This is a genomic window from Mesorhizobium sp. M1396 (assembly GCF_040317725.1).
GTDB lineage: Bacteria > Pseudomonadota > Alphaproteobacteria > Rhizobiales > Rhizobiaceae > Mesorhizobium.
In genome coordinates, this window is record NZ_JAMYLA010000011.1 from 64,281 (window position 1) to 84,816 (window position 20,536).

Genomic DNA, 20,536 nt, shown 5'->3' on the forward strand with positions numbered 1-20,536 from the left:
GACCTATTTCAATTCTTGCGAAAAACTGCAAGATTCCGTAGGTATAGCACATAGAGGGGCGGCGAAACGTTTCGAAATGGCAGCATCCAAGCGGACTAGGAAGCGAAAATCCACGGCGCCGACCATGCTCCACGTCGCCGAAGCGGCGCGTGTATCGGTCGCCACGGTGTCGGCGCTGATCAACGGCACGGCAACGGTCAGCCCGGAGCTCAGCCAGCGCATCGAACAGGCGATCCGCGATATCGGCTACAAGCGCAACGCGATCGCCCGCAGCCTGAAGATGGGCACCACCCGCACTATCGGCTTGACCGTGCCGCACATCACCAACCCGTTCTTCACCGATGTCGTCTCGGTCATCCAGCAGGCCTTCGACCGGGCCGGCTACGCCGTCATGCTTTGCTGCACGGACGAGGACCTGAACACCCAGGACGACCAGATCAGGCTGCTGCTCGACCGCATGGTCGACGGGCTGATTGTGGCGCGCGTCGGCGACGGCGCGATCCTCAAGCGGATCGTCGACGACGCCAATGTGCCGGTCGTGCTGCTCGACCGTCTCTGCGAAGGTGTCGATACCGATGCCGTGGTACTCGACAACCAGCGCGCGGTGTTCGACGCCATCACCTATCTGATCAATCTCGGCCATCGGCGCATTGGTTACATCACCGGCACGTCGGACATTTCGCCGATGCATGACCGCATGACGGGATATCGCGAGGCGATTCACGCCGCCGGCCTGCCGATCGCCGAGGAGTTGATCCGCTTCGGCAATTTCCACGAGATCGACGGCTACAATGCCACCATGCAGATGCTTTCCTCGCACGATCGGCCAAGCGCGATCTTCTCGGCCAACAACCCGATGGTGATCGGCACCATGAAGGCGATCCGCGACATCGGCCTGTCCTGCCCGGAGGACATTTCGGTCGCCTGTTTCGACGATTTTCCGTGGTCCGATGTGTTCCAGCCGCAATTGACCACGGTCGCCCAGCCGGTGCAGGCGATCGGCGAGCAGGCCGCCAATCTGCTACTCGACCGTCTCGCCGGCAACAGGGACGCGCCGCCGCGCAAGCTGGTGCTCAAGGGCCGGCTGATGATCCGCAATTCATGCCGCCCGCTGGGAGCGATGGCGCAGAGCGTGAGCGCGTAGTTTTCGCCCGTTGGCGGGCGCTCGATGTTGCGAAGTTGTACCGCCTTTAACCAAGGCGAACCCCACGTTCCAAGGGTATCTCGTACCAGGACTGTCAGGCCGCTTGCGACAGCGATTTGTGCGCCTCGGCCAGGATCTCGAACGACCGCATTCGCGCCGCATGATCGAAGATCTGCGCGGTGACCATCAGCTCGTCGGCACCGGTGCGGCGCACGAAGGCGTCGATGCCTTGCCGGACCGTTTCCGGAGAGCCGACGACGGCGCAGGACAAGGCCTGGCCGAGCATGGTCCTAGCCATCGGCTCGAGATCGCGGTCATAGTTCTCGACGGGTGGCGGCAGTCGGCCGGCCCGACCGGTGCGCAGGTTGACGAAGGCCTGCTGCAGCGACGTGAAAAGCAAACGTGCCTCGGCGTCGGTGGGCGCGGCAAAGACGTTGAGGCCAAGCATGACATGCGGCTTGTCGAGTTGCTCCGACGGCTGGAAGCGCGAGCGGTAGATGTCCAGCGCGTGATCGAGTTCCGCCGGCGCGAAATGCGAGGCGAAGGCATAGGGCAGGCCGAGCATGGCGGCGAGCTGCGCACCATAGAGGCTGGAACCGAGGATCCAGACCGGTACGTTCTGGCCCTCGCCAGGCACGGCGCGGATGCGCTGGCCTTCCTCGGCCGGCTGGAAATAGCCCATCAGCTCGATGACATCCTGAGGGAAATTGTCGACCCCGGCCTCGAGATTGCGGCGTAAGGCGCGGGCCGTGCCCATGTCGGTGCCGGGCGCCCGGCCGATGCCGAGATCGATACGGCCCGGATGCAGCGCGGCCAGCGTGCCGAACTGCTCGGCAATCACCAGCGGTGCATGGTTGGGCAGCATGATGCCGCCGGCGCCGACACGAATGGTCTTGGTGCCGCCGGCGACATGGGCGATGACGACCGCCGTTGCCGCACTGGCAATGCCCGGCATGTTGTGATGCTCGGCCAGCCAGAAGCGCTTGTAGCCCAGCCGCTCGGCATGACGGGCAAGATCAAGCGAATTGGCCAGCGACTGCGAGGCATCGCCGCCTTCGATGATCGGCGACAGGTCGAGAACGGAAAGGTCGGTCATGAACGGTATCCTGTGTCACGACCGCATGTAGGACGCGCATCGCGACCTGCAAATTCAAAAATATTGATCAGCCTTTTGCAGCTTCGATGTCGGCGACGTCCTCGTCCTCGATGACAGCCGTGTGCTGTGCGGCGAGAAAATTGCCGACGTGGCTCAGCCCGTCGAAATGATCGCAAAACACCTTGATGACGACCAGCAGCGGCACCGCCATCAGGGCACCGACGAAGCCCCACAGCCACGACCAGAAGGCGATGGCGATGAGGATCGCCACGGCATTGATCTCGAGGCGGCGGCCGACCACTGTCGGCGTCACGAATTGGCCTTCGACGATATCGCACAACAGCACGAAGGCCGGCGCAAGTAGCGCGTAGGAGATGGTGTCGAAGCTGATCAGCGACATGATCGTAACAAGTATGATGGTCAACAGGGCGCCGACATAGGGCAGGAAGTTGAGCATCGCGGCAGCGATGCCCCAGACTTGCGGGTTGGGCACGCCGAGTGCCCACAGGCCAAGACCGATGACGGTGCCGAGACCGGCATTGATGATGGTGACAGTGAGCAGATAGTGCGAGATTTCCCGTTCCACGTCATAGACGACGCGCAGGGCCCGCTTTTTTTCGCTGAGACGAGCGAAGGACTGGATGATCTTCTCGTAGAACATCGTGCCGGAGGCGAGCAGGAATAGCGACAGCACGAAAATTATGGTGAGGCTTGTTCCCGCCGACAGGATGTTACTGGCCGCCGCCGACAGAATGCCGGACTGCGCCACCGCCACCTTCTGGATGCCCGGCTCCTGCGAGGTCTCGGTCAGCTGTTCGACCTGATGCGAAATCTGCATGATCTTCTCGAGCGGACGCCGCAATTGCGCCAGCCGTTCGGTGAGCCGCTGGCCGATCGACGAGGTGTTGTTGATGAGATCGATGACCGGACCGCTGAGCAAATAGCCGGCACTGGCGAAAACGAAGAGCGACAGCAGCACCAGCACGGTTGCCGAAATCACTTCAGGGATGCCGCGCTTGCGCAGCAGCCGGACGATCGGCGTCAGCGTCAGCGTCAGAAGGAAAGCCAGGATGACCGGCATGAAGAAGGCGCGGGCGAAGTAGAGCGCGTAGATGGCCATGAACAGGAAGATGCCGACGAGCAGCGAGCGCATCAGACGGGTGTCGGCGCGAGCCGCAACGCGCGAATCCGGCTCATCGGCAACGCCTGCGCCCAACGCAGCGGGTTCGGCTTTCATCACGATCCCTCAGCGGCGCACCGCAATTGGTACATTCCGCTGACGAAAACGCCTCCGCAGGCTCAAGGTTCCGTTAGCCGGCATTGCAGGCAAGGCCCGTGGTTGGGCCTTGCGATTGGCTTTAGGCGACGGGCGCTGCCAGCGCCGGTGCGGCCTTGGCCGTTTCCTTGCGCACGATCGGTGCCACCCTGGTGCCGTAGAGTTCGATCGCCTTCATGATCTTGGCATGCGGCATGGTGCCGATCGCCATCTGCAGCAGGAAGCGGTCATTGCCGAAGATCTTGTGCTGGGCGACGATCTTCTCGGCCACCTGCTCGGGGCTGCCGACGAACAGGGCGCCGTCCGGGCCGCGAGACTGGTCGAAATGCGCCCGCGATGTCGGGCCCCAGCCGCGCTCGCGGCCGATGCGGTTCATCACCTCCGCCTGCGGGCCGTAAAAATCGTCGGCCGCCTGCTCGGTCGTTTCGGCGATGAAGCCGTGCACGTTGATGCTGGTGGCAAGGCCCGCCGGATCGCTGCCGGCGCGCTTGGCGGCCTCGCGGTAGAGATCGAACAGCGGCGCGAAACGCGCCGGCTCACCGCCAATGATGGCGAGCGCCAGCGGCAGCCCGAGCGCGCCCGCGCGGGCGGCAGACTGTGGCGTGCCACCAATGGCGATCCAGACTGGCAGCCTGTCCTGGAAAGGCCTCGGATAAACGCCGCGATCGTTGATCGGTGCGCGCAGATTACCGGACCAGGTCACCTTCACGCTATCGCGGATGGCAAGCAGGAGGTCGAGCTTTTCGGCGAATAGCTCGTCATAATCCTCGAGGTTGTAGCCGAACAACGGGAAGGATTCGATGAACGAGCCGCGCCCGGCCATGATCTCGGCGCGGCCGCCCGACAGAAGGTCGAGCGTGGCGAACTGTTGGAAGACGCGCACCGGATCATCGGAAGACAGGACGGTGACGGCGCTGGTCAGCTTGATGCGCTTCGAGCGCTCGGCGGCCGCGGCCAGGGCCACGACCGGCGCGGAGGCGGCATAATCGGGCCGGTGATGCTCGCCAAGGCCAAAGACGTCGAGACCGACCTGATCGGCCAGTTCGACCTCCTCGATCAGGTTGCGCAGCCGCTCATGCGGACCGATGGCGCCAGGGCCCGGGTGCGGGCTGACGTCGGCGAAGGTGTAGAGACCGAGTTCCATTAAATGTCATCCTGATGTTGGGTTTTGGCGCTAGACGTAGCGACCGACCGGCCTCGCCGCCAGAGGGGCGGACGGTGAACAGTGCATGTCGGTTTCGGCCGAAAAGGCGTCTCCCGGCTGCAACAGCCAACAATTTCATGGCTGCCATGCCGTTTTGGCGCTTGAACTCTCGGTTTTCGCGCGTATGTAAGCGTCGCGAATTGACTTCAGGGAAGTGGACTTGGCTATCTACAGGGAAAAAGACGTTTTCGAGCGGCGTAACGCCGCAAACGAGGCAAAGAAGGCGCTCCTCGAGCGCTTCAAGGCAAAGCCGGCGGCGGATGATCCCGCGGTGCTGGCGCGGCAGGCCGAACGCAAGGCGATCCTCGAGGCCCGCGAAATCCGCGAGGCTGAAAAGGCACGGCTGAAGCAGGAAAAGCTGGCACGCGAAGCGGTCGAGAAGGCCGAGCGCGAGGCAGCTGCCGAGGCGGCACGTATCGCCGCCGAGGAAGCTGCGCAGGCCGAGGCCAAGATTCGGGAATCCGAAGAGAACGAGCGCATCGCGCGTTTTCTGGCCGACGAAGCCGAACGCAAGGCCAAGCGCGACGCACGCTACGCGGCGCGCAAGCAGCGCACCGGCAGGACGCCTCCGGGCTTCTCCGCCCGCTAGCCTCGCGGCAAGCATCAAATTCAAGAAATTCAAGGTCAGGGTCGCCTCGCAGCGGCCCTGAACGTGCTTGTCCGCCGCTATGGTCAGGCGGCGAACTTCAATCCCATGATGCCGCCGACAATGAGCGCGATGCAGGCTAGCCTGATCGCGGTGGCCGGCTCGCCGAGCAGCCAGATGCCGAGCAGTGCCGTGCCGACGGTGCCGATGCCGGTCCACACCGCATAGGCGGTGCCGACGGGCAGTGCCTTCAGCGCCAGGCCGAGCAGCGTGAGGCTGACGATCATCGAGGCAACGGTCAGCACGGTCGGCACCAGCTTCGAGAAGCCATCAGTGTATTTGAGGCCGATTGCCCAGCCGATCTCGAACAGGCCGGCAAGAAAGAGAAAAATCCAAGACATCGACAACGCTCCATCATGGCATCGGACCGAAAAGTATTTTTCGGAGTCCGATGACCAATCAAACAATGACGGGTCGTCCCGACCGGATTTCGGGGAAGGCGCGAGGTCGTCCTCGCCATGCCAATATAAGAATTTCGGGCGCTCGATCGACAACGACCGGCACACCGTTGCCGGTCGCAATCCCATTCCGAAGCGAATTGGCCGGACCTACTTGTCCTTGAGCTTCATCGCTTTCACCGGCGGCGCCTTGAGGGCCGGAGCCGGGGCGGGCTTCTTGGCGTCCTTCTTCGGCTTGCGGGCTTCCTTGCCTGCCTTCATCGCACCTTTAGCCATGATTCGTTCCTCCGATTGCGGGAAGCGAAGTGAAACAAGAGAACCGCCCGACTGCAAGGGGTTAGCGACTGCCGTCACCGTCAGCGGATCGCTTTCAACCGGTTTCTAGAACTATTCACCGTTTCCTGGAAACGGTGAATAGTTCTAACTCTTTGTTTTGACGCAATTCCCAAGGGAAAACGCTATGCGTTTTCCCGGGAAAACCGCTTCACACTTTTCCTGGAATTGCTCTAATTTGCTCGTAAACCCTGGCGGTCCGTGCCATGGTCATTTTCGCACTGCAGCATCAACCCGTGCCGTCGCCGGGTGATCGTCAGGCAGGCCCTCAGGACGACAATGCGAATCCACATCGGCTGCGAGATGAGCTTCGACTTTCCTCAGGAAACGCCGCTCATCGCAATGCTGAATGTCCACTATTCGCGTGCCTCCGATCTCGAGCGGCCGGATTTCCTGATCTCCAACCCGCCGGTGCCGATAGAGAGCTACCGCGACAGTTTCGGCAACTGGTGCAACCGGTTCGTTGCGCCGCCCGGGCGTTTCACCTTCGGCACCGATGCCGTGATCCGCGATCCCGGCACCTTCGAGATGGGCGACCTGATGGCCTGGCAGCACGAGGTGCGCGACCTGCCGGCGGACACACTGCTGTTTCTGCTGCCCAGCCGGTTTTGCGAGAGCGACCTTCTGGCGAGCGAAGCATGGCGGCTGTTTGGGCATACGCCGCTTGGCATTCCACGCGTCCAGGCGGTCTGCGACTTCGTCCACAATCATATCGTCTTCAACTACGGCAACGCGCGGCCGACACGCACCGCCGCGGAGGCCTATCGCGAACAGAGCGGCGTGTGCCGCGACTACGCGCATCTTGCCGTCACCTTCTGCCGGGCACTCAACATCCCGACGCGCTATTGCACCGGCTACATCAGCGACATCGGCATGCCGAAGCCATGGGCGAGCATGGATTTTTGCGCCTGGATGGAGGTTTATCTCGGCGGCCGCTGGCATGTCTTCGACCCGCGCAACAATGCGCCGCGCATCGGCCGCATCCTGATCGCCTCCGGCCGTGACGCCGCCGACGTGCCGCTGACCCATATTTTCGGGCCGGGCACGCTCGCCGCCTTCAAGGTGTGGACCGAAGAGATCGTCGACTAGCCCGCCTTCCGCCAGCCAATCTCTAACCAGCAATGTCTTTGACGGACGCCAGCCTTGAACGAGCCCGCGGTTCGTGCGTTGTGATGCCTGTGGAGCTTCTGCCGTCTGGCCGTTAGGCTGGGTGCTCATCTAACGGGGACACACACCATGGCTGGGCATGGCGGCTCAAAAAGGGTGATCTACGCGGCGCTGGCCGGCAATCTCGCTATCGCGTTGACCAAGTTTGCCGCCGCCTTCTTCACCGGCAGCTCGGCGATGCTGTCGGAAGGCGTGCATTCGATGGTCGATACCGGCAATGGCGGCTTGCTGCTCTACGGCATGCATCGCGCCGCCCGTCCGGCTGACCGCACGCATCCGCTCGGTCACGGGCGCGAACTCTATTTCTGGAGCTTCATCGTCGCACTTCTCGTCTTTGCCGTGGGCGCCGGGGTCTCGTTCTACGAGGGCGTGATCCACATCATGGCGCCGGAACCGGTCGCCAACGTCAAGGTGAACTATATCGTCCTGGGCCTCTCTTTCCTGTTCGAAGGCAGCTCATGGCTGGTGGCGCTAAAGGAGTTCCGCAAGCAGAAGGGCGAGCAGGGCTGGCTGCGGGCAGTGCAATCGAGCAAGGATCCGAGCGTCTATACCGTGCTGTTCGAGGACAGTGCCGCCCTGCTCGGCCTGATCGTCGCCTTTGCCGGCATCCTGGCGGCCGAACTGCTGAAGAAGCCGGAACTCGACGGCGCCGCCTCGATCGGTATTGGGCTGATCCTTGGCGCGACGGCGATTTTCCTGGCCCGCGAAAGCAAGGGCCTGCTGATCGGCGAGCCGGCGTCGCCCGAAGTGCAGAGACAGGTGCTGGCGATCGCCCAGCAGGATCCGGCGGTGCGGCAGGCGAACGGCGTCCTGACCGTCCATATGGGGCCGGCGGAGATCGTTGCCGGCCTGAGTATCGAGTTCGAGGATCATCTGACGGCGCCGGAGATCGAAGCTTGCGTCGAGCGCCTGGAGGCGCGGCTGAAAAAGGAGATGCCGGAGATCACGCGGCTATTCGTCAAGCCGCAGACCACCGGCACATGGGAAAAGCGGAGCAAGCTGATCGAGACCGCGTCCGATCCGGCGCTGGACTAGCGCCGCGCCATTGCCTCACGGTCTTGCCTTGCTAAGATCAAAGAGACTTTGGAGGAACGACGATGAAAATCGACGGCGGCTGCCATTGTGGCGCCATCACCTACGAGGCGGAGGTCGACCCGGAGAACACCGGAATCTGCCACTGCATCGATTGCCAGCAACTGACCGGAACGGCTTTTCGCGTGACCGTGGGCGCGCCGGAAGGCCAGTACCGGATCACCAAGGGTGCGCCAAAGGTCTATATCAAGACAGGATCGAGCGGCGCCAAGCGCGCGCAGGGCTTTTGCGGCGAGTGCGGCTCGCATCTCTACGCCACATCGGTTGGCGACGGGCCGAAGGTTTATGGCATCCGGGTCGGCACGGCGCGGCAACGTGAACAGTTGGTCCCGAGAAGGCAAAGCTGGCATCGCTCGGCGCTGCCCTGGCTGCCGGAATTCCCGGGTATGACGACCAAGGAAGAGCAGTAGGGGCGGATCCGGCGCCGTCGCTCAGTCGTCGCCTTCGACGACCCTCAGCCTGAGCTGTCCGGTTTTCGAATCGGCGACGCGGGTGCCCGCGTCGACCTTCGCAGCGGGAGCCCGTGACGCCGCGTCCGCGGCGGCATCACCATCGGGTTGCGCGCCGAATTCCAGCGCCTCGATCTTTTGGCCGCGCTTGGTGACCTTCGACGTCGAAACCAGGATGTCGTCGATGTCCTTGGCGGACTGGCCGAAATGGACCTGCAGCTTGCGCACACGCTCGTCGACACGCGCAACGTCCTCCATCAGCCGGATGACCTCGCCCTGGATCAGATGCGCCTGTTCGCGCATGCGGGCGTCCTTGAGGATCGCCTGAATGACCTGGATCGACAGCATCAGCAGCGACGGCGAGACGATGACGACACGGGCGCGATGCGCCTTGTGGACGATCGCCTCGAAATTCTCGTGGATCTCGGCGAACACCGATTCCGACGGCACGAACATGAAGGCGGTGTCCTGCGTCTCGCCCTGGATGAGGTATTTTTCCGATATATCGCGGACATGGATCTCGATGTCGCGGCGGAAGGCCTGCGAGGCGACCTTCTGCAAGTCGGGGCCGTCGGCGGCGCGGATGGCATTCCAGGCTTCCAGCGGAAACTTCGCGTCGATGGCAAGCGACGGCGCGCCGTTCGGCATCTTCACCAGGCAATCGGGCCGGCTGCCGTTCGACAGCGTCGCCTGGAATTCATAGGCGCCGTGCGGCAGGCCGTCGGCGACGATCGCCTCCATGCGCGACTGGCCGAAGGCGCCGCGCGTCTGCTTGTTGGAGAGGATCGCCTGCAACTGCACGACCTGGCCGGCGAGCGACTGGATATTGCCCTGCGCGACATCGATGATCGCCAGCCGCTCCTGCAATTTGGCCAGGCTTTCATGCGTCGATTTGGTCTGCTCGGTCATGGTCTGGCCGAGGCGGCCGGTCATGGCATCGAGACGCTGGCCGATCGACTGCGTCAATTCCGCCTGCCGTGCCCCGAACACTTCGGCGATGGCGCCCATGCGGCCCTGCATCTCGGCCTGCGATTGCAGAATGCCGGCCATCCTTGTTTCGGCATCGCGGGCATGGTCGGCGGCTTCGGCCGCGGCGACGGCGCGCGCCTTGGCCGATCGCCATAGCGCGATGACGAGCGCCACGAACAGGCTGAGGAACAGAAAGGCGCCGAAGGCCAGCGCATGGCCGAGCGTGATCGTGGTGGCGCCAAGCCGGGCGACAGGTTCTGAAAGGATGGTGGTCAGATCATTCATGTGGACAGCATAGATGATTCGCACGGCTGACACAGATCAAAACGTGAACGAGCCTCAAGCCCGGCGGTTGACGCTTTTCGCTGGAGGTCTTAGGTGGAACGCCATGCCGATCAAGCCGCTCATCATCCTTCCCGACCCCATCCTGCGCCAGGTTTCCAAGCCGGTGGAGCGCGTCGACGCACCTTTGCGCAAATTGGCCGACGATATGTTGGCGACCATGTATGACGCCCCCGGCATCGGGCTGGCCGCAATCCAGATCGGCGAGCCGCTGCGCATGCTGGTGATCGATCTCGCCAAGGAAGACGAAGAGCCGGCGCCGCACGTCTTCATCAACCCGGAAATCCTGGAGAGCGCCGATGCGCGGTCCGTCTACGAGGAAGGCTGCCTGTCGATCCCCGATTATTATGCCGAGGTCGAACGCCCGTCCGCCGTGCGAGTCAAATATCTCGATCGCGACGGCAAATTGCAGGAGTTGGAGGCAGAGGGCCTGATGGCGACCTGCCTGCAGCACGAGATCGACCACCTCAATGGTGTCTTGTTCATCGACCACATCTCGAAGCTGAAGCGCGACATGGTGGTGAAGAAATTCAAGAAGCTCGCCAGGGACAAGGCGCCGGGCAAGCTGGTGGGATAGGGCTGGAGTCCACTCCAGGCCTGATGTTGGCGGCACAGCACCAAATGGAGATGCCGATGGCCGACTTCCTGATCAGAGACATTCCCGAGCCTTTGAAACGCGAAATCGAACTGGCGGCACACAATTCGCTCGGCTTTCGTCGCTGAAAGCGCAATTGGCGATGAATACGCCGAGATCATGGACAAAATCGAAGCGGAAAGGAAAAGCGAACTTGGTCGCCCGCGACTTTGACGGCCTTGACCTGAAGATCATAAACCCGTTTGAAGCGGGTGCCTGAGCCGGCTCACGGCGCGAGCAGAAGACAGGATATCGAAAGAAAAATGCCCCTTCGCGTCATCTTCATGGGCACGCCCGAGTTTTCGGTGCCGACGCTGCACGCCATTGCCGAGGCCGGTCACGATGTCGCCGCCGTCTATACGCAACCGCCGCGCGCCGCCGGACGGCGCGGACTGGAACTGACGCCGTCGCCGGTGCAGCGCGAGGCGGAGCGGCTGGGCATCGAGACGCGCACGCCCACATCGCTCAAGAGCGAGGCCGAGCAGGCCGCCTTCCGTGCCTTGCACGCCGATGTCGCCGTGGTCGTCGCCTATGGCTTGCTGCTGCCGAAGGCGATTCTGGACGCAACCCGGCTTGGCTGCATCAACGGCCATGCCTCGCTTCTGCCGCGCTGGCGCGGCGCCGCGCCGATCCAGCGCGCCATCATGGCCGGTGACTTGGAAAGCGGCATGATGGTGATGCGCATGGAAGGGGGCCTGGACACTGGCCCGGTCGGAATGGTTGAAAAATGTACCATCGAACCCGATATGACTGCCGGCGATCTGCATGATCGGTTGATGAGTGTCGGCGCAGCCCTGATGGTGGAAGCGCTAGCGCGACTGGAAAGGAACACCCTGACATTTACCCCACAAGCTGTGGATGGGGTGACCTACGCCAAGAAAATCGATAAATCCGAGACGCGCGTGGACTGGACTCGCTCGGCGAGCGAGGTCCACAATCATATTCGTGGCCTGTCGCCCTTTCCCGGCGCCTGGTCGGAGATAGGAATTGGCGGCCGCCCGGAACGGCTGAAACTGCTTCGCTCGACGCTACCGCAAGGCCTGTCGCTTTCGGAAGATTTGGGCGAGTCGGGAGGAATTCTCGATGACCGACTGACTGTCGCCTGCGGGACAGGCGCGATCAGGCTGGTCGAAGTTCAACGGGCGGGCGGAAGGCCCGCCGCCGCGTCGGAATTCCTGCGCGGGGCCAAGATCGAAAAAGGAATGAAATTCTCATGAGCATGATGTCGATACGCGCGGCGACTCCGCGAGATCGCGAGGCCATTCGCCTCGTCGAGGAGCACGCTTTCGGCCAGCAGGCGGAGGCCGGGCTGGTCGACGCGCTGGTGACCGGCGGCGACGCCGTTGCCGAACTGGTGGCGGAAGAAGACGGCCAGGTGGTCGGCCATATCCTGTTTTCCCGGCTGTTCGTCCAGAGCGGCGGCAAGAACTTCGCGGCCGTGGCGCTGGCACCGCTGGCGGTGGAGCCCTCGTTCCATGGCAGCGGCATCGGCGGCGCGCTGATCCGCGAGGCACATATCCGTCTCCGGGATGGCGGCGAGACGCTGGCCGTGGTGCTGGGCGATCCGGCCTATTACAGCCGTTTCGGCTACAGCCATGCCCGCGCCGAAAAGTTCGAGAGCGAGTATCAGGGCGAGGCACTGCAGGCACTGGCCTGGGGCGATGCCCCGGAAGCCGGCAGGCTGGTCTACGCCTCGGCCTTCGGCTCGGCACTCGCCGCCTAGGCGAGTGCAAATTGCCGCGTTTTCGCCTCGACATCGAATATGACGGCAGCCTGTTTGCCGGCTGGCAGCACCAGGCGGATCAGCCTTCGGTGCAGCAGGCGATCGAGCAGGCAATCGAAAAATTCTGCGGCGAAACGGTCAGGCTGCGCGCCGCTGGCCGCACCGATGCCGGCGTGCATGCGACCGCCCAGGTCGCGCATGTAGACCTCGTCAAGGCGTGGCCCAACGACAAGGTGCGCGACGCCGTCAACGCCCATCTGCAGGCGGCCGGCGCGCGCGTCGTCGTGCTCAAGGCGACGGTCGTCGCCGACGGTTTCGACGCGCGCTTCTCGGCCACCGGCCGCCACTATCTCTACCGCATCCTCAACCGCCGCGCGCCGGCCGCGCTCGACAAGGGCAAGGTGTGGTGGGTGCCGAAGCGGCTCGACGCCGTCGCCATGCACGAAGCGGCAAAGGTCCTGCTCGGGCGACATGACTTCACCACCTTCCGCTCGACCCAGTGCCAGGCGAACAGCCCGATCAGGACGCTGGAGCGGCTCGATGTGAGCCGGCAAGATGACGTGATCGAGGTAAGGGCCTCGGCGCGCTCCTTCCTGCACAATCAGGTGCGCTCGATGGTCGGTTCCCTCAAGCGCGTCGGCGACGGCGGCTGGACCGCGGCCGACATGAAAGCGGCGCTCGAGGCGCGTGACCGCGCCGCCTGCGGCCAGGTGGCACCACCCGACGGGCTGTTTCTCATCGGCGTCGATTATCGGGGCGTCGATTATCCTGAGGTCGACTACCCGGAGACGAACCCGGAAAGGCTCTGAGCCCCGACATCGTCCGGCACGGTGATGCCGAGCAGCGTCTGCAGCCCGAACAGCACCAACAGCGAGGCGATGAACATGCCGACGAAAACGGCGGTGCCGGTCGCTGCGCCCCTGCCGATTGTGGCGTTGGTCATGCGCCAGGTCAGAACCATCGACAGGGCAAACAAAAGCAGCGACACAAGGCTCGAAACCTGGCTCGCGGACGAGAGGAAGAGTCTGATCAGCGCCGAGGGCAGCATCAGCCAGGCGGTGATGGCCGAAGCCCAGTTGCTGGCGACGACATAGTGGACGAAGCGGCCGCCAATCCCGGCGCGCGGCGCAACCAGGGCCAGAACGATCAGCGGCAGCACCCAGGAGCCGATGTCGACCGTCGCCAGACGCACCAGCATGCTGAAGCGCCCCACGAAAGCGTCGGGATCGCCGATCTCATTGGCGATGCCGACCCAGCCGACGATCAGCGCCGGTGCCGCAACGACAATGGCGAAAAACGAATTCCAGAAACCATCGGCCGACAGGTCGAGCAGGCGCAATCCGTCGGGCTTGCCGAGCATCAGCCGCCAGGCGCCCGTCAGCGAAGCTTGGGTTTCGTCCGCCGAAAGCATGTTGCTCAGTCCTGTCCGAACCAGTCTTCGATGAAGCGCTGATAGATTTGCGTCAGCGTTTCGAGATCGGCAATGGCGACGCGCTCGTCGACCATGTGCATGGTCTTGCCGACCAACCCGAACTCGACCACCGGGCAATAGTCCTTGATGAAACGCGCGTCGGACGTGCCGCCGGAAGTCGACAACGTCGGCTCCTTGCCGACCGTCGACTTGATCGAGCCGCAGAGCGTTTCGATCAGTTTGTCGTCGCGGGTCAGGAAGACATGGCTCGGCCTGTCGCGCCAGACGAGCTCATAGTCGACCGGAGTCTTCTTGGCCTGCCGGTACTTCTTGCGCCTGGCCGCCTGGTCGAGCCGGTTGTGGATCTCGGCCTGCAGGGTCTCGGCCGTCCAGGTGTCGTTGAAGCGGATGTTGAAGGTCGCGGTCGCCCTGGCCGCGATGACATTGGTGGCCGGATTGCCGACATCGATGGAGGTAATCTCCAGATTGGTCGGCTGGAAATCCCTGGTGCCCTTGTCGAACACAGGATGCAGCAAGGCGTCGACCAGGCTCATCAAGCCGCGCACCGGATTGTCGGCAAGCTGCGGGTAGGCGACATGGCCCTGGCGGCCATTGACTGATATGGCCCCGGACATCGAGCCGCGCCGGCCGATCTTGATCATGTCGCCGAGCGTATCGGGGTTGGTCGGCTCGCCGACAAGGGAGGCATCCCATTTCTCGCCCCTGGAAGCCGCCCATTCGAGCAGCTTGACCGTGCCGTTGATGGCGGGGCCTTCCTCGTCGCCGGTGATCAGCAGCGAGACCGATCCTTTCGGGCCGCCATTGGTCTCGACATGGCGTGCCACGGCGGCGATGAAACAGGCAATGCCGCCCTTCATGTCGACCGCGCCACGGCCATACATCTCGCCATTGGCGATCTCGGCGGCGAAGGGCGGATGCGTCCAGGCGGCTTCGTCACCGACCGGCACCACGTCGGTGTGGCCGGCGAACATCAGATGCGGGCCGTTGCCGGACCGTCGCGCATAGAGGTTCTCGATATCGGGCGTGCCGTCTTCGGAAAACACCGGCCGATCGACCAGGAAGCCGAGCGGCTTCAGCATCGCCTCCAGCGCGGTCAGCGCGCCGCCCTCGTTGGGCGTTACCGAAGCACAACGGATAAGGGCGGCGAGGTTTTCGGCGGGATCGGTCGGCAGCGTCATGGCAAAAGCGATAGTCGAAAGCGGAGGGCCTGTCACGGCCAGACATAGGGGCCAGCCTCATGGCTGGCGATACCGCCGATATTATGGTTTTCATGTCGTATAGCTGCGACCCGGTGCGGGCGACAGGATGGCAGACCAGGACAAAAGAATCGTCATTGCCGGCGCCGGCAGCATCGGCTGCTATGCCGGCGGCTGCCTGGCGCTCTCCGGGCGCCGGGTGATTCTGCTGGCCCGGCCGCGTGTCGATGCGGCGTTGCGGCAGGGCGGGTTGCGGGTCAGCGACCTCCAGGGCCGCGATCGCTCTATCAAGCCGGAGGCGCTTGCCGTCACCGCCGATCCGGCCGCTGCCCTGCCGCAGGCCGACGTGATCCTGGTCACGGTCAAGAGCGGCGCGACGCAGGATATGGCAACCCTCATCAAGGCCCATGCCCACCCGGATGCGGTGGTGGTGAGCCTGCAGAATGGCGTCGACAATGCCGAAAGGCTGCGCGCCGGGCTAGCCGGGCGAACGGTGCTGGCCGGCATGGTGCCGTTCAATGTCGTGCAGTCCCCGGATGGCGAACTGCCGCTGCGCGTTCACCGCGCCAGCGACGGCAAGGTGATGGTCGAAGACGGCGACGCCGGCCTGGTCGGCCTGCTCGGTGTCGAAGGGTTTGCGGTCGAAGCCCATGGCGACATGAAGGCCGTGCTGTGGGGCAAGCTGCTGATGAATTTGAACAACGCGCTGGTGGCGCTGTCGGACTTGCCGCTGGCAACCGAATTGGCCGATCGGGGCTGGCGGCTGATCCTGGCCCGTCAGATCGACGAGGCGCTGCAGGCGATGAAAGCATCCGGCATCGAGCCGGCGCGGATTGCCGGCTTGCGGCCATCCCTGCTGCCGAAGGTGCTCAGGCTGCCGGACTGGCTGTTCAAACTGCTGGCCCGGCGCATGCTGGCGATCGACCCGCGGGCGCGCTCGTCGATGTGGGACGATTTGCAGCGCGGCCGGCCGACGGAGATCGACGACTTGCAGGGCGCGATCCTGCGGCTGGCGGATAAAGCCGGCACGCCGGCGCCGATGGTCAAGCGGATCACCGCGCTGGTGCGCGCGGCGGAATCGGAGCGGCTTGGCTCGCCGGGCCTGGCGCCGGAACAGATTGTTGTACCGCCGGCCGGCCGTCGATCAACGTGATCTTCTGCCAGATTTTACGCGACAGGTTGGACGCCAGGTTCTCGATGTCGTTGACGCCGTCGATGACGATGTCGTCATTGACCGACTGCGCGAACAGCGCGGCGATCTTGCCGGTGATCGACAGCATTTCGGAGCAATAGTCGAGATAGCGCGCCAGGTCGGCGGCATTGGTGATGCGCGCCGGCGAATGCACCGTCGGCCTGAAATCGGCCGAAAGGGCCGCCGGATCCTTGGTCAGCTGGTGCATGTCGATGACATGGATCAGCGAACGCAGGCCGTGCAGCTGGCGAAAGACTCTTTTGCGCTTGATACGCTCCTCGGTGCGGATCAGGGCAAGTAAGCCCAACACAGCGAGTATGACGGTGTTGATCGAAGCCTCTATGCCTTGCACCGACTGCAGGGCATCGTGGGTTCCCGAAATGCGGTCGATCGGCAATATGGTACCGACGAACAGGAACACCAGCACACCCGCGACGAAGGCGGCGCCAATGAGCCCGCGCAGCCACCAGATCGGTGCTTCGAGCACCTTGGCCGCCTTGGCCAGATCGCGTGACAGCGAGACCAGTTCGGCGGCGACGCCACGCAATCCCGCATCGGGGAAACGGTCGGCGATCCGCTCTTCCAGCCGCTCGGCGGTCCCGACGATCAGTTTCGGATCAAGCGTGCGGTAGCGCATGTCCGATCGGTCCTCAGTGTTGCGCCGGCTCGTTGGTGCGCCGGCCATAGCGGTTGGGCCCAGGCTGCCCTGGAAACAGGCACAACACAAGGAAGGCGACGATCGAGACCACCGGCACGAACAGGATCAGCGCGGCAATTCCCGGCTTGTCCAGGTCGTGCAGCCGTTTAACCGCCAGCGCGATGTTCGACCACAGCGAGGCGATGAAGGCGACAAAGAAGATGAACGACCACATGTTGCTCTCGGGCGAGCCCTCCGGCACCAGCGTGAAGCGATAGAGCGGGAAGGCCTGGATGATGGCGACGAGCAACCCGCCAAGAAAATAGGCCGCGCGGCTGACGCGGCCCGATATTTTGAAGAAAAGCCAGGTGAGTGATCTGTCAGGCAAGCGGATCCGGTCCATATTGATTGGCGCCCCTGGCGCCTTCGAGAATGCCGCATTCCACCAGAAACCAGATCGGGCCGATGAAAGGCACCAGCATGATCAAGCTCCACCAGCCCGACTTGCCGCGATCATGCCAGCGCTTGGCGTAGACTGCGAGTGCGAAATAGATCGAGGCCAGAGCGACGAGAATGCCGACGATGCCGATCTGGGCGCCGCTGGCCGTGGTGATGCGTGTGCCAAGCATCGCATCGAGAATAAAGGCAACGATGCCAATGACGATGAAAACTCCAATCGCGGCCCAGAACTTGCCCCGGTTGATGCGGCCGTCGAAACTCGTCAGCAGATATTTCCAGTCCATGTCACCCCTCCATGTTGAACCAGCGCGACGGATTGTCGCGCCGGCGGAAGGTGCGCCCGCTTTGCGCAAAGATCAATCGCGCAGCAATTCGTTGATCGAGGTCTTGGAACGGGTCCTGGCGTCGACCCGCTTGACGATGACGGCGCAGTAGAGGCTTGGACCCGGCTCTCCGTTCGGAAACGGCTTGCCAGGCAGCGAGCCGGCGACGACGACGGAATTCGGAGGCACTTCGCCATAGAAAATCTCGCCGGTGGCGCGGTCGACGATCTTGGTCGACTGGCCGATGAAGACGCCCATGCCGAGCACCGAGCCTTCGCGCACGATGCAGCCCTCGACCACTTCAGAGCGCGCGCCGATGAAGCAATTGTCCTCGATGATGGTCGGGCCGGCCTGCATCGGCTCCAGCACGCCGCCAATGCCGACGCCGCCGGACAGATGCACGTTCTTGCCGATTTGGGCGCAGGAGCCGACCGAGGCCCAGGTGTCGACCATGGTGCCGGTATCGACATAGGCGCCGACATTGACGAAGGACGGCATCAGCACGGCGCCCGGCGCGACATAGGCCGAACGGCGCACGATCGACGACGGCACGGCACGGAAGCCCGCCTTCTCGAAGTCGACGGCGCCCCAGCCATCGAACTTCGACGGCACCTTGTCCCACCACACGGCCTCGCCCGGGCCGCCCTTGATGATTTCCATCGGGTTGAGCCGGAACGACAACAGCACGGCCTTCTTCAGCCACTGGTTGACATGCCATTTGCCGTCGGCCTGCCGCTCGGCGACGCGGACGGTGCCACGGTCGAGCAGGTCGAGCGCCGACTGGATGGCATCGCGCGCTTCGCCGCGCGTCGTCGTCGAAATCGTGTCGCGTTCCTCGAAGGCCGTCTCAATGGTCTTTTCGAGGCTCGCAAGATCGGGCTTCGACATGAATTCGCTCCATTACCAAGCTGTTAAGGGGCTGCGCCTTAACCTGTTTTGAAAGGCGCGCGGACCGCTGGCAGGCTTTGCCTGCCTGGGTCTTTGCTGTAGCAGGTTCTTGTCGCAAACCGTCGGACACTTTTGCGGAACCTGCTTATGTTAAGGCTCAATGAGGGTCAATCGCGGCTGCGCCATGGGACGGCGCAACTGAAAAATTTGGACGGGTAAGGCAATTATGACTCCTATGGAAAAGGCGGGGTGGACCCCGCTGCCGCATTCGGACGAGGATCTGGAGCGGTCGAAGAGCGTGCCGGATACGCCGCAGACGCGTGCCGAAACATACCGGCTCGCCTGGAACGATCCAGACTTCATGACGCGGCGCGAATTGCGCGCGGTCAGGTTGCAGCTGGAACTCTTGAAGCCTGAGATGATCCTGGCCGAGCGCGGTATCCGTTCGACGGTGATCCTGTTTGGGGGCGCACGCCTGCCCGAGCCCGGCGGCGAGGCCTGGGCGGCCAAGAACGAAACGCAGAGAAAGAACCTCGAGGAAAACAGCAAATACTACGAGGAGGCGCGCAAATTCGCCCGCCTCTGCTCGCAGCATTCGGCCACATCACACTACCGCGAATATGTCGTGGTGACCGGCGGCGGACCCGGCGTGATGGAAGCGGGAAACCGCGGCGCCGACGATGTCGGCGCGCCGTCGATCGGCCTCAACATCGTCCTGCCGCACGAGCAGGCGCCGAACATCTATGTGACGCCGGAGCTCTGCTTCAACTTCCACTATTTCGCCATCCGCAAGATGCATTTCGTCATGCGCGCCAAGGCTGTCGCGGTATTCCCCGGCGGCTTCGGCACGATGGACGAGTTCTTCGAGACGCTGACCCTGATCCAGACCGGACGCATGGAGCGCGTGCCGGTGATCCTGTTCGGAAAATCCTTCTGGAAACGGGCGATCGATCTCGACTTCCTCGCCGAGCAAGGCACGATCAGCCCCGGCGACCAGGATATCATCGATTTCGTCGACACCGCCGACGAGGCCTGGGGGATCATCAGCCGCTTCTATAAGTTAGGGGAATAGGGCTGGGAATCGGAGAACTGGGGAATTGAGGAATGAGGGGGATTGCGGTCTCTGCGTTCCGGATCGATTCCCCAATTCGTCAGTTCTTCAATTCTTCAATTCCCTACCCCCTCCTCCACAATCGCCGTGAGAAACGTCGCGAGATCGTCGGTGACGAAATCGACATCATCCTCGTTGGCCGGGTCGCGCTCCCAGATTTCCGAAAAGGTCGGCTCGAAATTGCGTGGCACGACAAGCACCGTGGTCATGCCCAGCGACTTCGGCACCGCAAGATTGCGGGCAAGGTCTTCGAACATCACCGCATTGTGGCCGATGACGGAATGAAGTTCGGCGAACTTCTCGTAGGTCTGGCGTGCCGGCTTGGGATTGAGCCCCGCGGCGACGATATCGAAGATGGCGTCGAAATGGTCGAGAATGCCGAGCTGGCGCGCGGTGCGTTCGGCATGCCTGCGGTCGCCATTGGTGAAGATGAACTTGCGGCCCGGAAGCTGGCGGATGGCGGTGCCGAGGACGGGATCGGGCACCAGCCATGAGTAATCGATGTCATGGACCTTCTCGAGGAAATCGTCGGGGTCGATGCCGTGGCGCGTCATCAGCCCGTTCAGCGTCGTGCCATATTCGCGGTAGAGTTCCTTCTGCAATTTGCGCGCGTCGTCGCGCGGCAGCGCCAGGAGTTCGCCGACATAGGCGGTCATCTTGACGTCGATCTGCGAGAACAGGTTCGAATGATGCGGATAAAGCGTGTTGTCGAGGTCGAACACCCAATCGGTGACATGGGCGAAGCGGGCGGGGTCGGGGAGCGTGGTCATGCGCTCCTTATGGCATGAAACGGGCAGCCTGAAAGAGACTTTATCCACAACTTCT

At 63.3% G+C, this 20,536-nt stretch carries 24 protein-coding genes; 11 read left to right on the plus strand and 13 right to left on the minus strand.

Features of this window, described 5'->3' with window-relative positions; all coding sequences use genetic code 11:
• The first annotated feature begins 124 nt into the window (after window positions 1–124).
• Window positions 125–1,144 carry a LacI family DNA-binding transcriptional regulator gene (locus NKH02_RS09390; protein ID WP_352878152.1) on the plus strand — a complete coding sequence of 340 codons (1,020 nt, stop codon included), beginning with the start codon at window positions 125–127 and terminating at the stop codon, window positions 1,142–1,144.
• Window positions 1,145–1,238: 94 nt separating this feature from the next.
• Here the strand turns inward: NKH02_RS09390 and NKH02_RS09395 are convergent, their stop codons facing one another.
• The 3 genes from NKH02_RS09395 to NKH02_RS09405 form a co-directional block, all read right to left on the minus strand.
• On the minus strand, window positions 1,239–2,240 hold the full coding sequence (locus NKH02_RS09395) for an LLM class flavin-dependent oxidoreductase (protein WP_352878154.1): 1,002 nt from the start codon (window positions 2,238–2,240) through the stop codon (window positions 1,239–1,241).
• 67 nt (window positions 2,241–2,307) lie between these two features.
• The gene (locus NKH02_RS09400; RefSeq protein ID WP_352878157.1) at window positions 2,308–3,477 is read right to left on the minus strand and encodes an AI-2E family transporter; all 1,170 of its coding nucleotides are present in this window, start codon (window positions 3,475–3,477) and stop codon (window positions 2,308–2,310) included.
• Window positions 3,478–3,598: 121 nt separating this feature from the next.
• On the minus strand, window positions 3,599–4,660 hold the full coding sequence (locus NKH02_RS09405) for an LLM class flavin-dependent oxidoreductase (RefSeq protein ID WP_352878160.1): 1,062 nt from the start codon (window positions 4,658–4,660) through the stop codon (window positions 3,599–3,601).
• 220 nt (window positions 4,661–4,880) lie between these two features.
• Between NKH02_RS09405 and NKH02_RS09410 the strand changes: the two genes are divergently transcribed.
• Entirely contained in the window at window positions 4,881–5,309 is a 429-nt protein-coding gene (locus tag NKH02_RS09410) for a DUF6481 family protein (protein ID WP_109667244.1), read from the plus strand.
• An 83-nt stretch (window positions 5,310–5,392) separates the two neighbouring features.
• Here NKH02_RS09410 and sugE read toward each other — a convergent pair whose 3' ends face one another.
• A complete protein-coding gene (gene sugE / locus NKH02_RS09415) occupies window positions 5,393–5,707 on the minus strand; it encodes a quaternary ammonium compound efflux SMR transporter SugE (RefSeq protein WP_352878163.1) in 315 nt (104 codons plus the stop codon).
• 207 nt (window positions 5,708–5,914) lie between these two features.
• Window positions 5,915–6,040, minus strand: a complete 126-nt coding sequence (locus NKH02_RS09420) for a hypothetical protein (RefSeq protein WP_013528464.1) — start codon at window positions 6,038–6,040, stop codon at window positions 5,915–5,917.
• Window positions 6,041–6,376: 336 nt separating this feature from the next.
• Between NKH02_RS09420 and NKH02_RS09425 the strand changes: the two genes are divergently transcribed.
• The 3 genes from NKH02_RS09425 to NKH02_RS09435 all read left to right on the plus strand — a co-directional run bounded on the left by NKH02_RS09425 (window position 6,377) and on the right by NKH02_RS09435 (window position 8,766).
• Window positions 6,377–7,186, plus strand: coding sequence for a transglutaminase-like domain-containing protein (locus NKH02_RS09425; RefSeq protein WP_352878166.1), 810 nt, complete (start codon window positions 6,377–6,379; stop codon window positions 7,184–7,186).
• A 147-nt stretch (window positions 7,187–7,333) separates the two neighbouring features.
• Entirely contained in the window at window positions 7,334–8,299 is a 966-nt protein-coding gene (locus NKH02_RS09430; RefSeq protein ID WP_352870098.1) for a cation diffusion facilitator family transporter, read from the plus strand.
• A gap of 62 nt (window positions 8,300–8,361) precedes the next feature.
• The gene (locus NKH02_RS09435) at window positions 8,362–8,766 is read left to right on the plus strand and encodes a GFA family protein (RefSeq protein WP_352878169.1); all 405 of its coding nucleotides are present in this window, start codon (window positions 8,362–8,364) and stop codon (window positions 8,764–8,766) included.
• Between the two features lie 21 nt (window positions 8,767–8,787).
• Here NKH02_RS09435 and NKH02_RS09440 read toward each other — a convergent pair whose 3' ends face one another.
• The gene (locus NKH02_RS09440; protein WP_352878172.1) at window positions 8,788–10,059 is read right to left on the minus strand and encodes a DNA recombination protein RmuC; all 1,272 of its coding nucleotides are present in this window, start codon (window positions 10,057–10,059) and stop codon (window positions 8,788–8,790) included.
• A 103-nt stretch (window positions 10,060–10,162) separates the two neighbouring features.
• On the opposite strand from NKH02_RS09440, the gene def reads away from it, so the two are divergent.
• The 4 genes from def to truA all read left to right on the plus strand — a co-directional run bounded on the left by def (window position 10,163) and on the right by truA (window position 13,282).
• Window positions 10,163–10,693, plus strand: a complete 531-nt coding sequence (gene def / locus NKH02_RS09445; protein ID WP_352870101.1) for a peptide deformylase — start codon at window positions 10,163–10,165, stop codon at window positions 10,691–10,693.
• Window positions 10,694–11,013: 320 nt separating this feature from the next.
• Window positions 11,014–11,967, plus strand: coding sequence for a methionyl-tRNA formyltransferase (gene fmt, locus NKH02_RS09450; protein WP_352870102.1), 954 nt, complete (start codon window positions 11,014–11,016; stop codon window positions 11,965–11,967).
• Window positions 11,964–12,473, plus strand: a complete 510-nt coding sequence (locus NKH02_RS09455; RefSeq protein ID WP_352878174.1) for a GNAT family N-acetyltransferase — start codon at window positions 11,964–11,966, stop codon at window positions 12,471–12,473. Before fmt ends, NKH02_RS09455 begins: the two co-directional genes overlap by 4 nt.
• A gap of 11 nt (window positions 12,474–12,484) precedes the next feature.
• Window positions 12,485–13,282, plus strand: a complete 798-nt coding sequence (gene truA / locus NKH02_RS09460; protein ID WP_352878176.1) for a tRNA pseudouridine(38-40) synthase TruA — start codon at window positions 12,485–12,487, stop codon at window positions 13,280–13,282.
• Here the strand turns inward: truA and NKH02_RS09465 are convergent.
• Both NKH02_RS09465 and dapE read right to left on the minus strand, forming a co-directional pair.
• On the minus strand, window positions 13,252–13,884 hold the full coding sequence (locus NKH02_RS09465) for a transporter (RefSeq protein ID WP_352870105.1): 633 nt from the start codon (window positions 13,882–13,884) through the stop codon (window positions 13,252–13,254). The genes truA and NKH02_RS09465 overlap by 31 nt on opposite strands.
• Before the next feature lie 5 nt (window positions 13,885–13,889).
• The gene (dapE, locus tag NKH02_RS09470; RefSeq protein WP_352870106.1) at window positions 13,890–15,083 is read right to left on the minus strand and encodes a succinyl-diaminopimelate desuccinylase; all 1,194 of its coding nucleotides are present in this window, start codon (window positions 15,081–15,083) and stop codon (window positions 13,890–13,892) included.
• A 127-nt stretch (window positions 15,084–15,210) separates the two neighbouring features.
• On the opposite strand from dapE, the gene NKH02_RS09475 reads away from it, so the two are divergent.
• A complete protein-coding gene (locus NKH02_RS09475) occupies window positions 15,211–16,254 on the plus strand; it encodes a 2-dehydropantoate 2-reductase (protein WP_352878177.1) in 1,044 nt (347 codons plus the stop codon).
• Here NKH02_RS09475 and NKH02_RS09480 read toward each other — a convergent pair.
• From NKH02_RS09480 to dapD, 4 genes are all read right to left on the minus strand, one after another.
• Window positions 16,154–16,930, minus strand: a complete 777-nt coding sequence (locus tag NKH02_RS09480) for a hypothetical protein (protein WP_352870108.1) — start codon at window positions 16,928–16,930, stop codon at window positions 16,154–16,156. The two genes, NKH02_RS09475 and NKH02_RS09480, sit on opposite strands and share 101 nt — an antisense overlap.
• A gap of 13 nt (window positions 16,931–16,943) precedes the next feature.
• Complete coding sequence (locus tag NKH02_RS09485; protein WP_352870109.1) at window positions 16,944–17,318, minus strand: DUF805 domain-containing protein; 375 nt, start codon at window positions 17,316–17,318, stop codon at window positions 16,944–16,946.
• The gene (locus NKH02_RS09490) at window positions 17,311–17,673 is read right to left on the minus strand and encodes a DUF805 domain-containing protein (RefSeq protein ID WP_352870110.1); all 363 of its coding nucleotides are present in this window, start codon (window positions 17,671–17,673) and stop codon (window positions 17,311–17,313) included. Before NKH02_RS09490 ends, NKH02_RS09485 begins: the two co-directional genes overlap by 8 nt.
• Window positions 17,674–17,745: 72 nt before the next feature.
• Window positions 17,746–18,600 carry a 2,3,4,5-tetrahydropyridine-2,6-dicarboxylate N-succinyltransferase gene (gene dapD, locus NKH02_RS09495; protein WP_352870111.1) on the minus strand — a complete coding sequence of 285 codons (855 nt, stop codon included), beginning with the start codon at window positions 18,598–18,600 and terminating at the stop codon, window positions 17,746–17,748.
• A 226-nt stretch (window positions 18,601–18,826) separates the two neighbouring features.
• On the opposite strand from dapD, the gene NKH02_RS09500 reads away from it, so the two are divergent.
• A complete protein-coding gene (locus NKH02_RS09500) occupies window positions 18,827–19,672 on the plus strand; it encodes an LOG family protein (RefSeq protein WP_352870112.1) in 846 nt (281 codons plus the stop codon).
• A 95-nt stretch (window positions 19,673–19,767) separates the two neighbouring features.
• Here the strand turns inward: NKH02_RS09500 and NKH02_RS09505 are convergent, their stop codons facing one another.
• Window positions 19,768–20,481 carry a pyrimidine 5'-nucleotidase gene (locus tag NKH02_RS09505; RefSeq protein WP_352870113.1) on the minus strand — a complete coding sequence of 238 codons (714 nt, stop codon included), beginning with the start codon at window positions 20,479–20,481 and terminating at the stop codon, window positions 19,768–19,770.
• Window positions 20,482–20,536: the final 55 nt, after the last annotated feature.

Bases quoted from the DNA above. Each gene is read 5' to 3' on its own strand.
- dapE (WP_352870106.1), bottom strand. From the start codon at position 15,083: ATGACGCTGCCGACCGATCCCGCCGAAAACCTCGCCGCCCTTATCCGT.
- NKH02_RS09430 (WP_352870098.1), top strand. From the start codon at position 7,334: ATGGCTGGGCATGGCGGCTCAAAAAGGGTGATCTACGCGGCGCTGGCC.
- NKH02_RS09405 (WP_352878160.1), bottom strand. From the start codon at position 4,660: ATGGAACTCGGTCTCTACACCTTCGCCGACGTCAGCCCGCACCCGGGC.
- NKH02_RS09475 (WP_352878177.1), top strand. From the start codon at position 15,211: ATGGCAGACCAGGACAAAAGAATCGTCATTGCCGGCGCCGGCAGCATC.
- NKH02_RS09435 (WP_352878169.1), top strand. From the start codon at position 8,362: ATGAAAATCGACGGCGGCTGCCATTGTGGCGCCATCACCTACGAGGCG.
- sugE (WP_352878163.1), bottom strand. From the start codon at position 5,707: ATGTCTTGGATTTTTCTCTTTCTTGCCGGCCTGTTCGAGATCGGCTGG.
- NKH02_RS09395 (WP_352878154.1), bottom strand. From the start codon at position 2,240: ATGACCGACCTTTCCGTTCTCGACCTGTCGCCGATCATCGAAGGCGGC.
- def (WP_352870101.1), top strand. From the start codon at position 10,163: ATGCCGATCAAGCCGCTCATCATCCTTCCCGACCCCATCCTGCGCCAG.
- NKH02_RS09490 (WP_352870110.1), bottom strand. From the start codon at position 17,673: ATGGACTGGAAATATCTGCTGACGAGTTTCGACGGCCGCATCAACCGG.
- NKH02_RS09500 (WP_352870112.1), top strand. From the start codon at position 18,827: ATGACTCCTATGGAAAAGGCGGGGTGGACCCCGCTGCCGCATTCGGAC.
- NKH02_RS09400 (WP_352878157.1), bottom strand. From the start codon at position 3,477: ATGAAAGCCGAACCCGCTGCGTTGGGCGCAGGCGTTGCCGATGAGCCG.
- NKH02_RS09480 (WP_352870108.1), bottom strand. From the start codon at position 16,930: ATGCGCTACCGCACGCTTGATCCGAAACTGATCGTCGGGACCGCCGAG.
- NKH02_RS09465 (WP_352870105.1), bottom strand. From the start codon at position 13,884: ATGCTTTCGGCGGACGAAACCCAAGCTTCGCTGACGGGCGCCTGGCGG.
- NKH02_RS09390 (WP_352878152.1), top strand. From the start codon at position 125: ATGCTCCACGTCGCCGAAGCGGCGCGTGTATCGGTCGCCACGGTGTCG.
- NKH02_RS09505 (WP_352870113.1), bottom strand. From the start codon at position 20,481: ATGACCACGCTCCCCGACCCCGCCCGCTTCGCCCATGTCACCGATTGG.
- dapD (WP_352870111.1), bottom strand. From the start codon at position 18,600: ATGTCGAAGCCCGATCTTGCGAGCCTCGAAAAGACCATTGAGACGGCC.
- NKH02_RS09440 (WP_352878172.1), bottom strand. From the start codon at position 10,059: ATGAATGATCTGACCACCATCCTTTCAGAACCTGTCGCCCGGCTTGGC.
- NKH02_RS09420 (WP_013528464.1), bottom strand. From the start codon at position 6,040: ATGGCTAAAGGTGCGATGAAGGCAGGCAAGGAAGCCCGCAAGCCGAAG.
- NKH02_RS09425 (WP_352878166.1), top strand. From the start codon at position 6,377: ATGCGAATCCACATCGGCTGCGAGATGAGCTTCGACTTTCCTCAGGAA.
- NKH02_RS09455 (WP_352878174.1), top strand. From the start codon at position 11,964: ATGAGCATGATGTCGATACGCGCGGCGACTCCGCGAGATCGCGAGGCC.
- fmt (WP_352870102.1), top strand. From the start codon at position 11,014: ATGCCCCTTCGCGTCATCTTCATGGGCACGCCCGAGTTTTCGGTGCCG.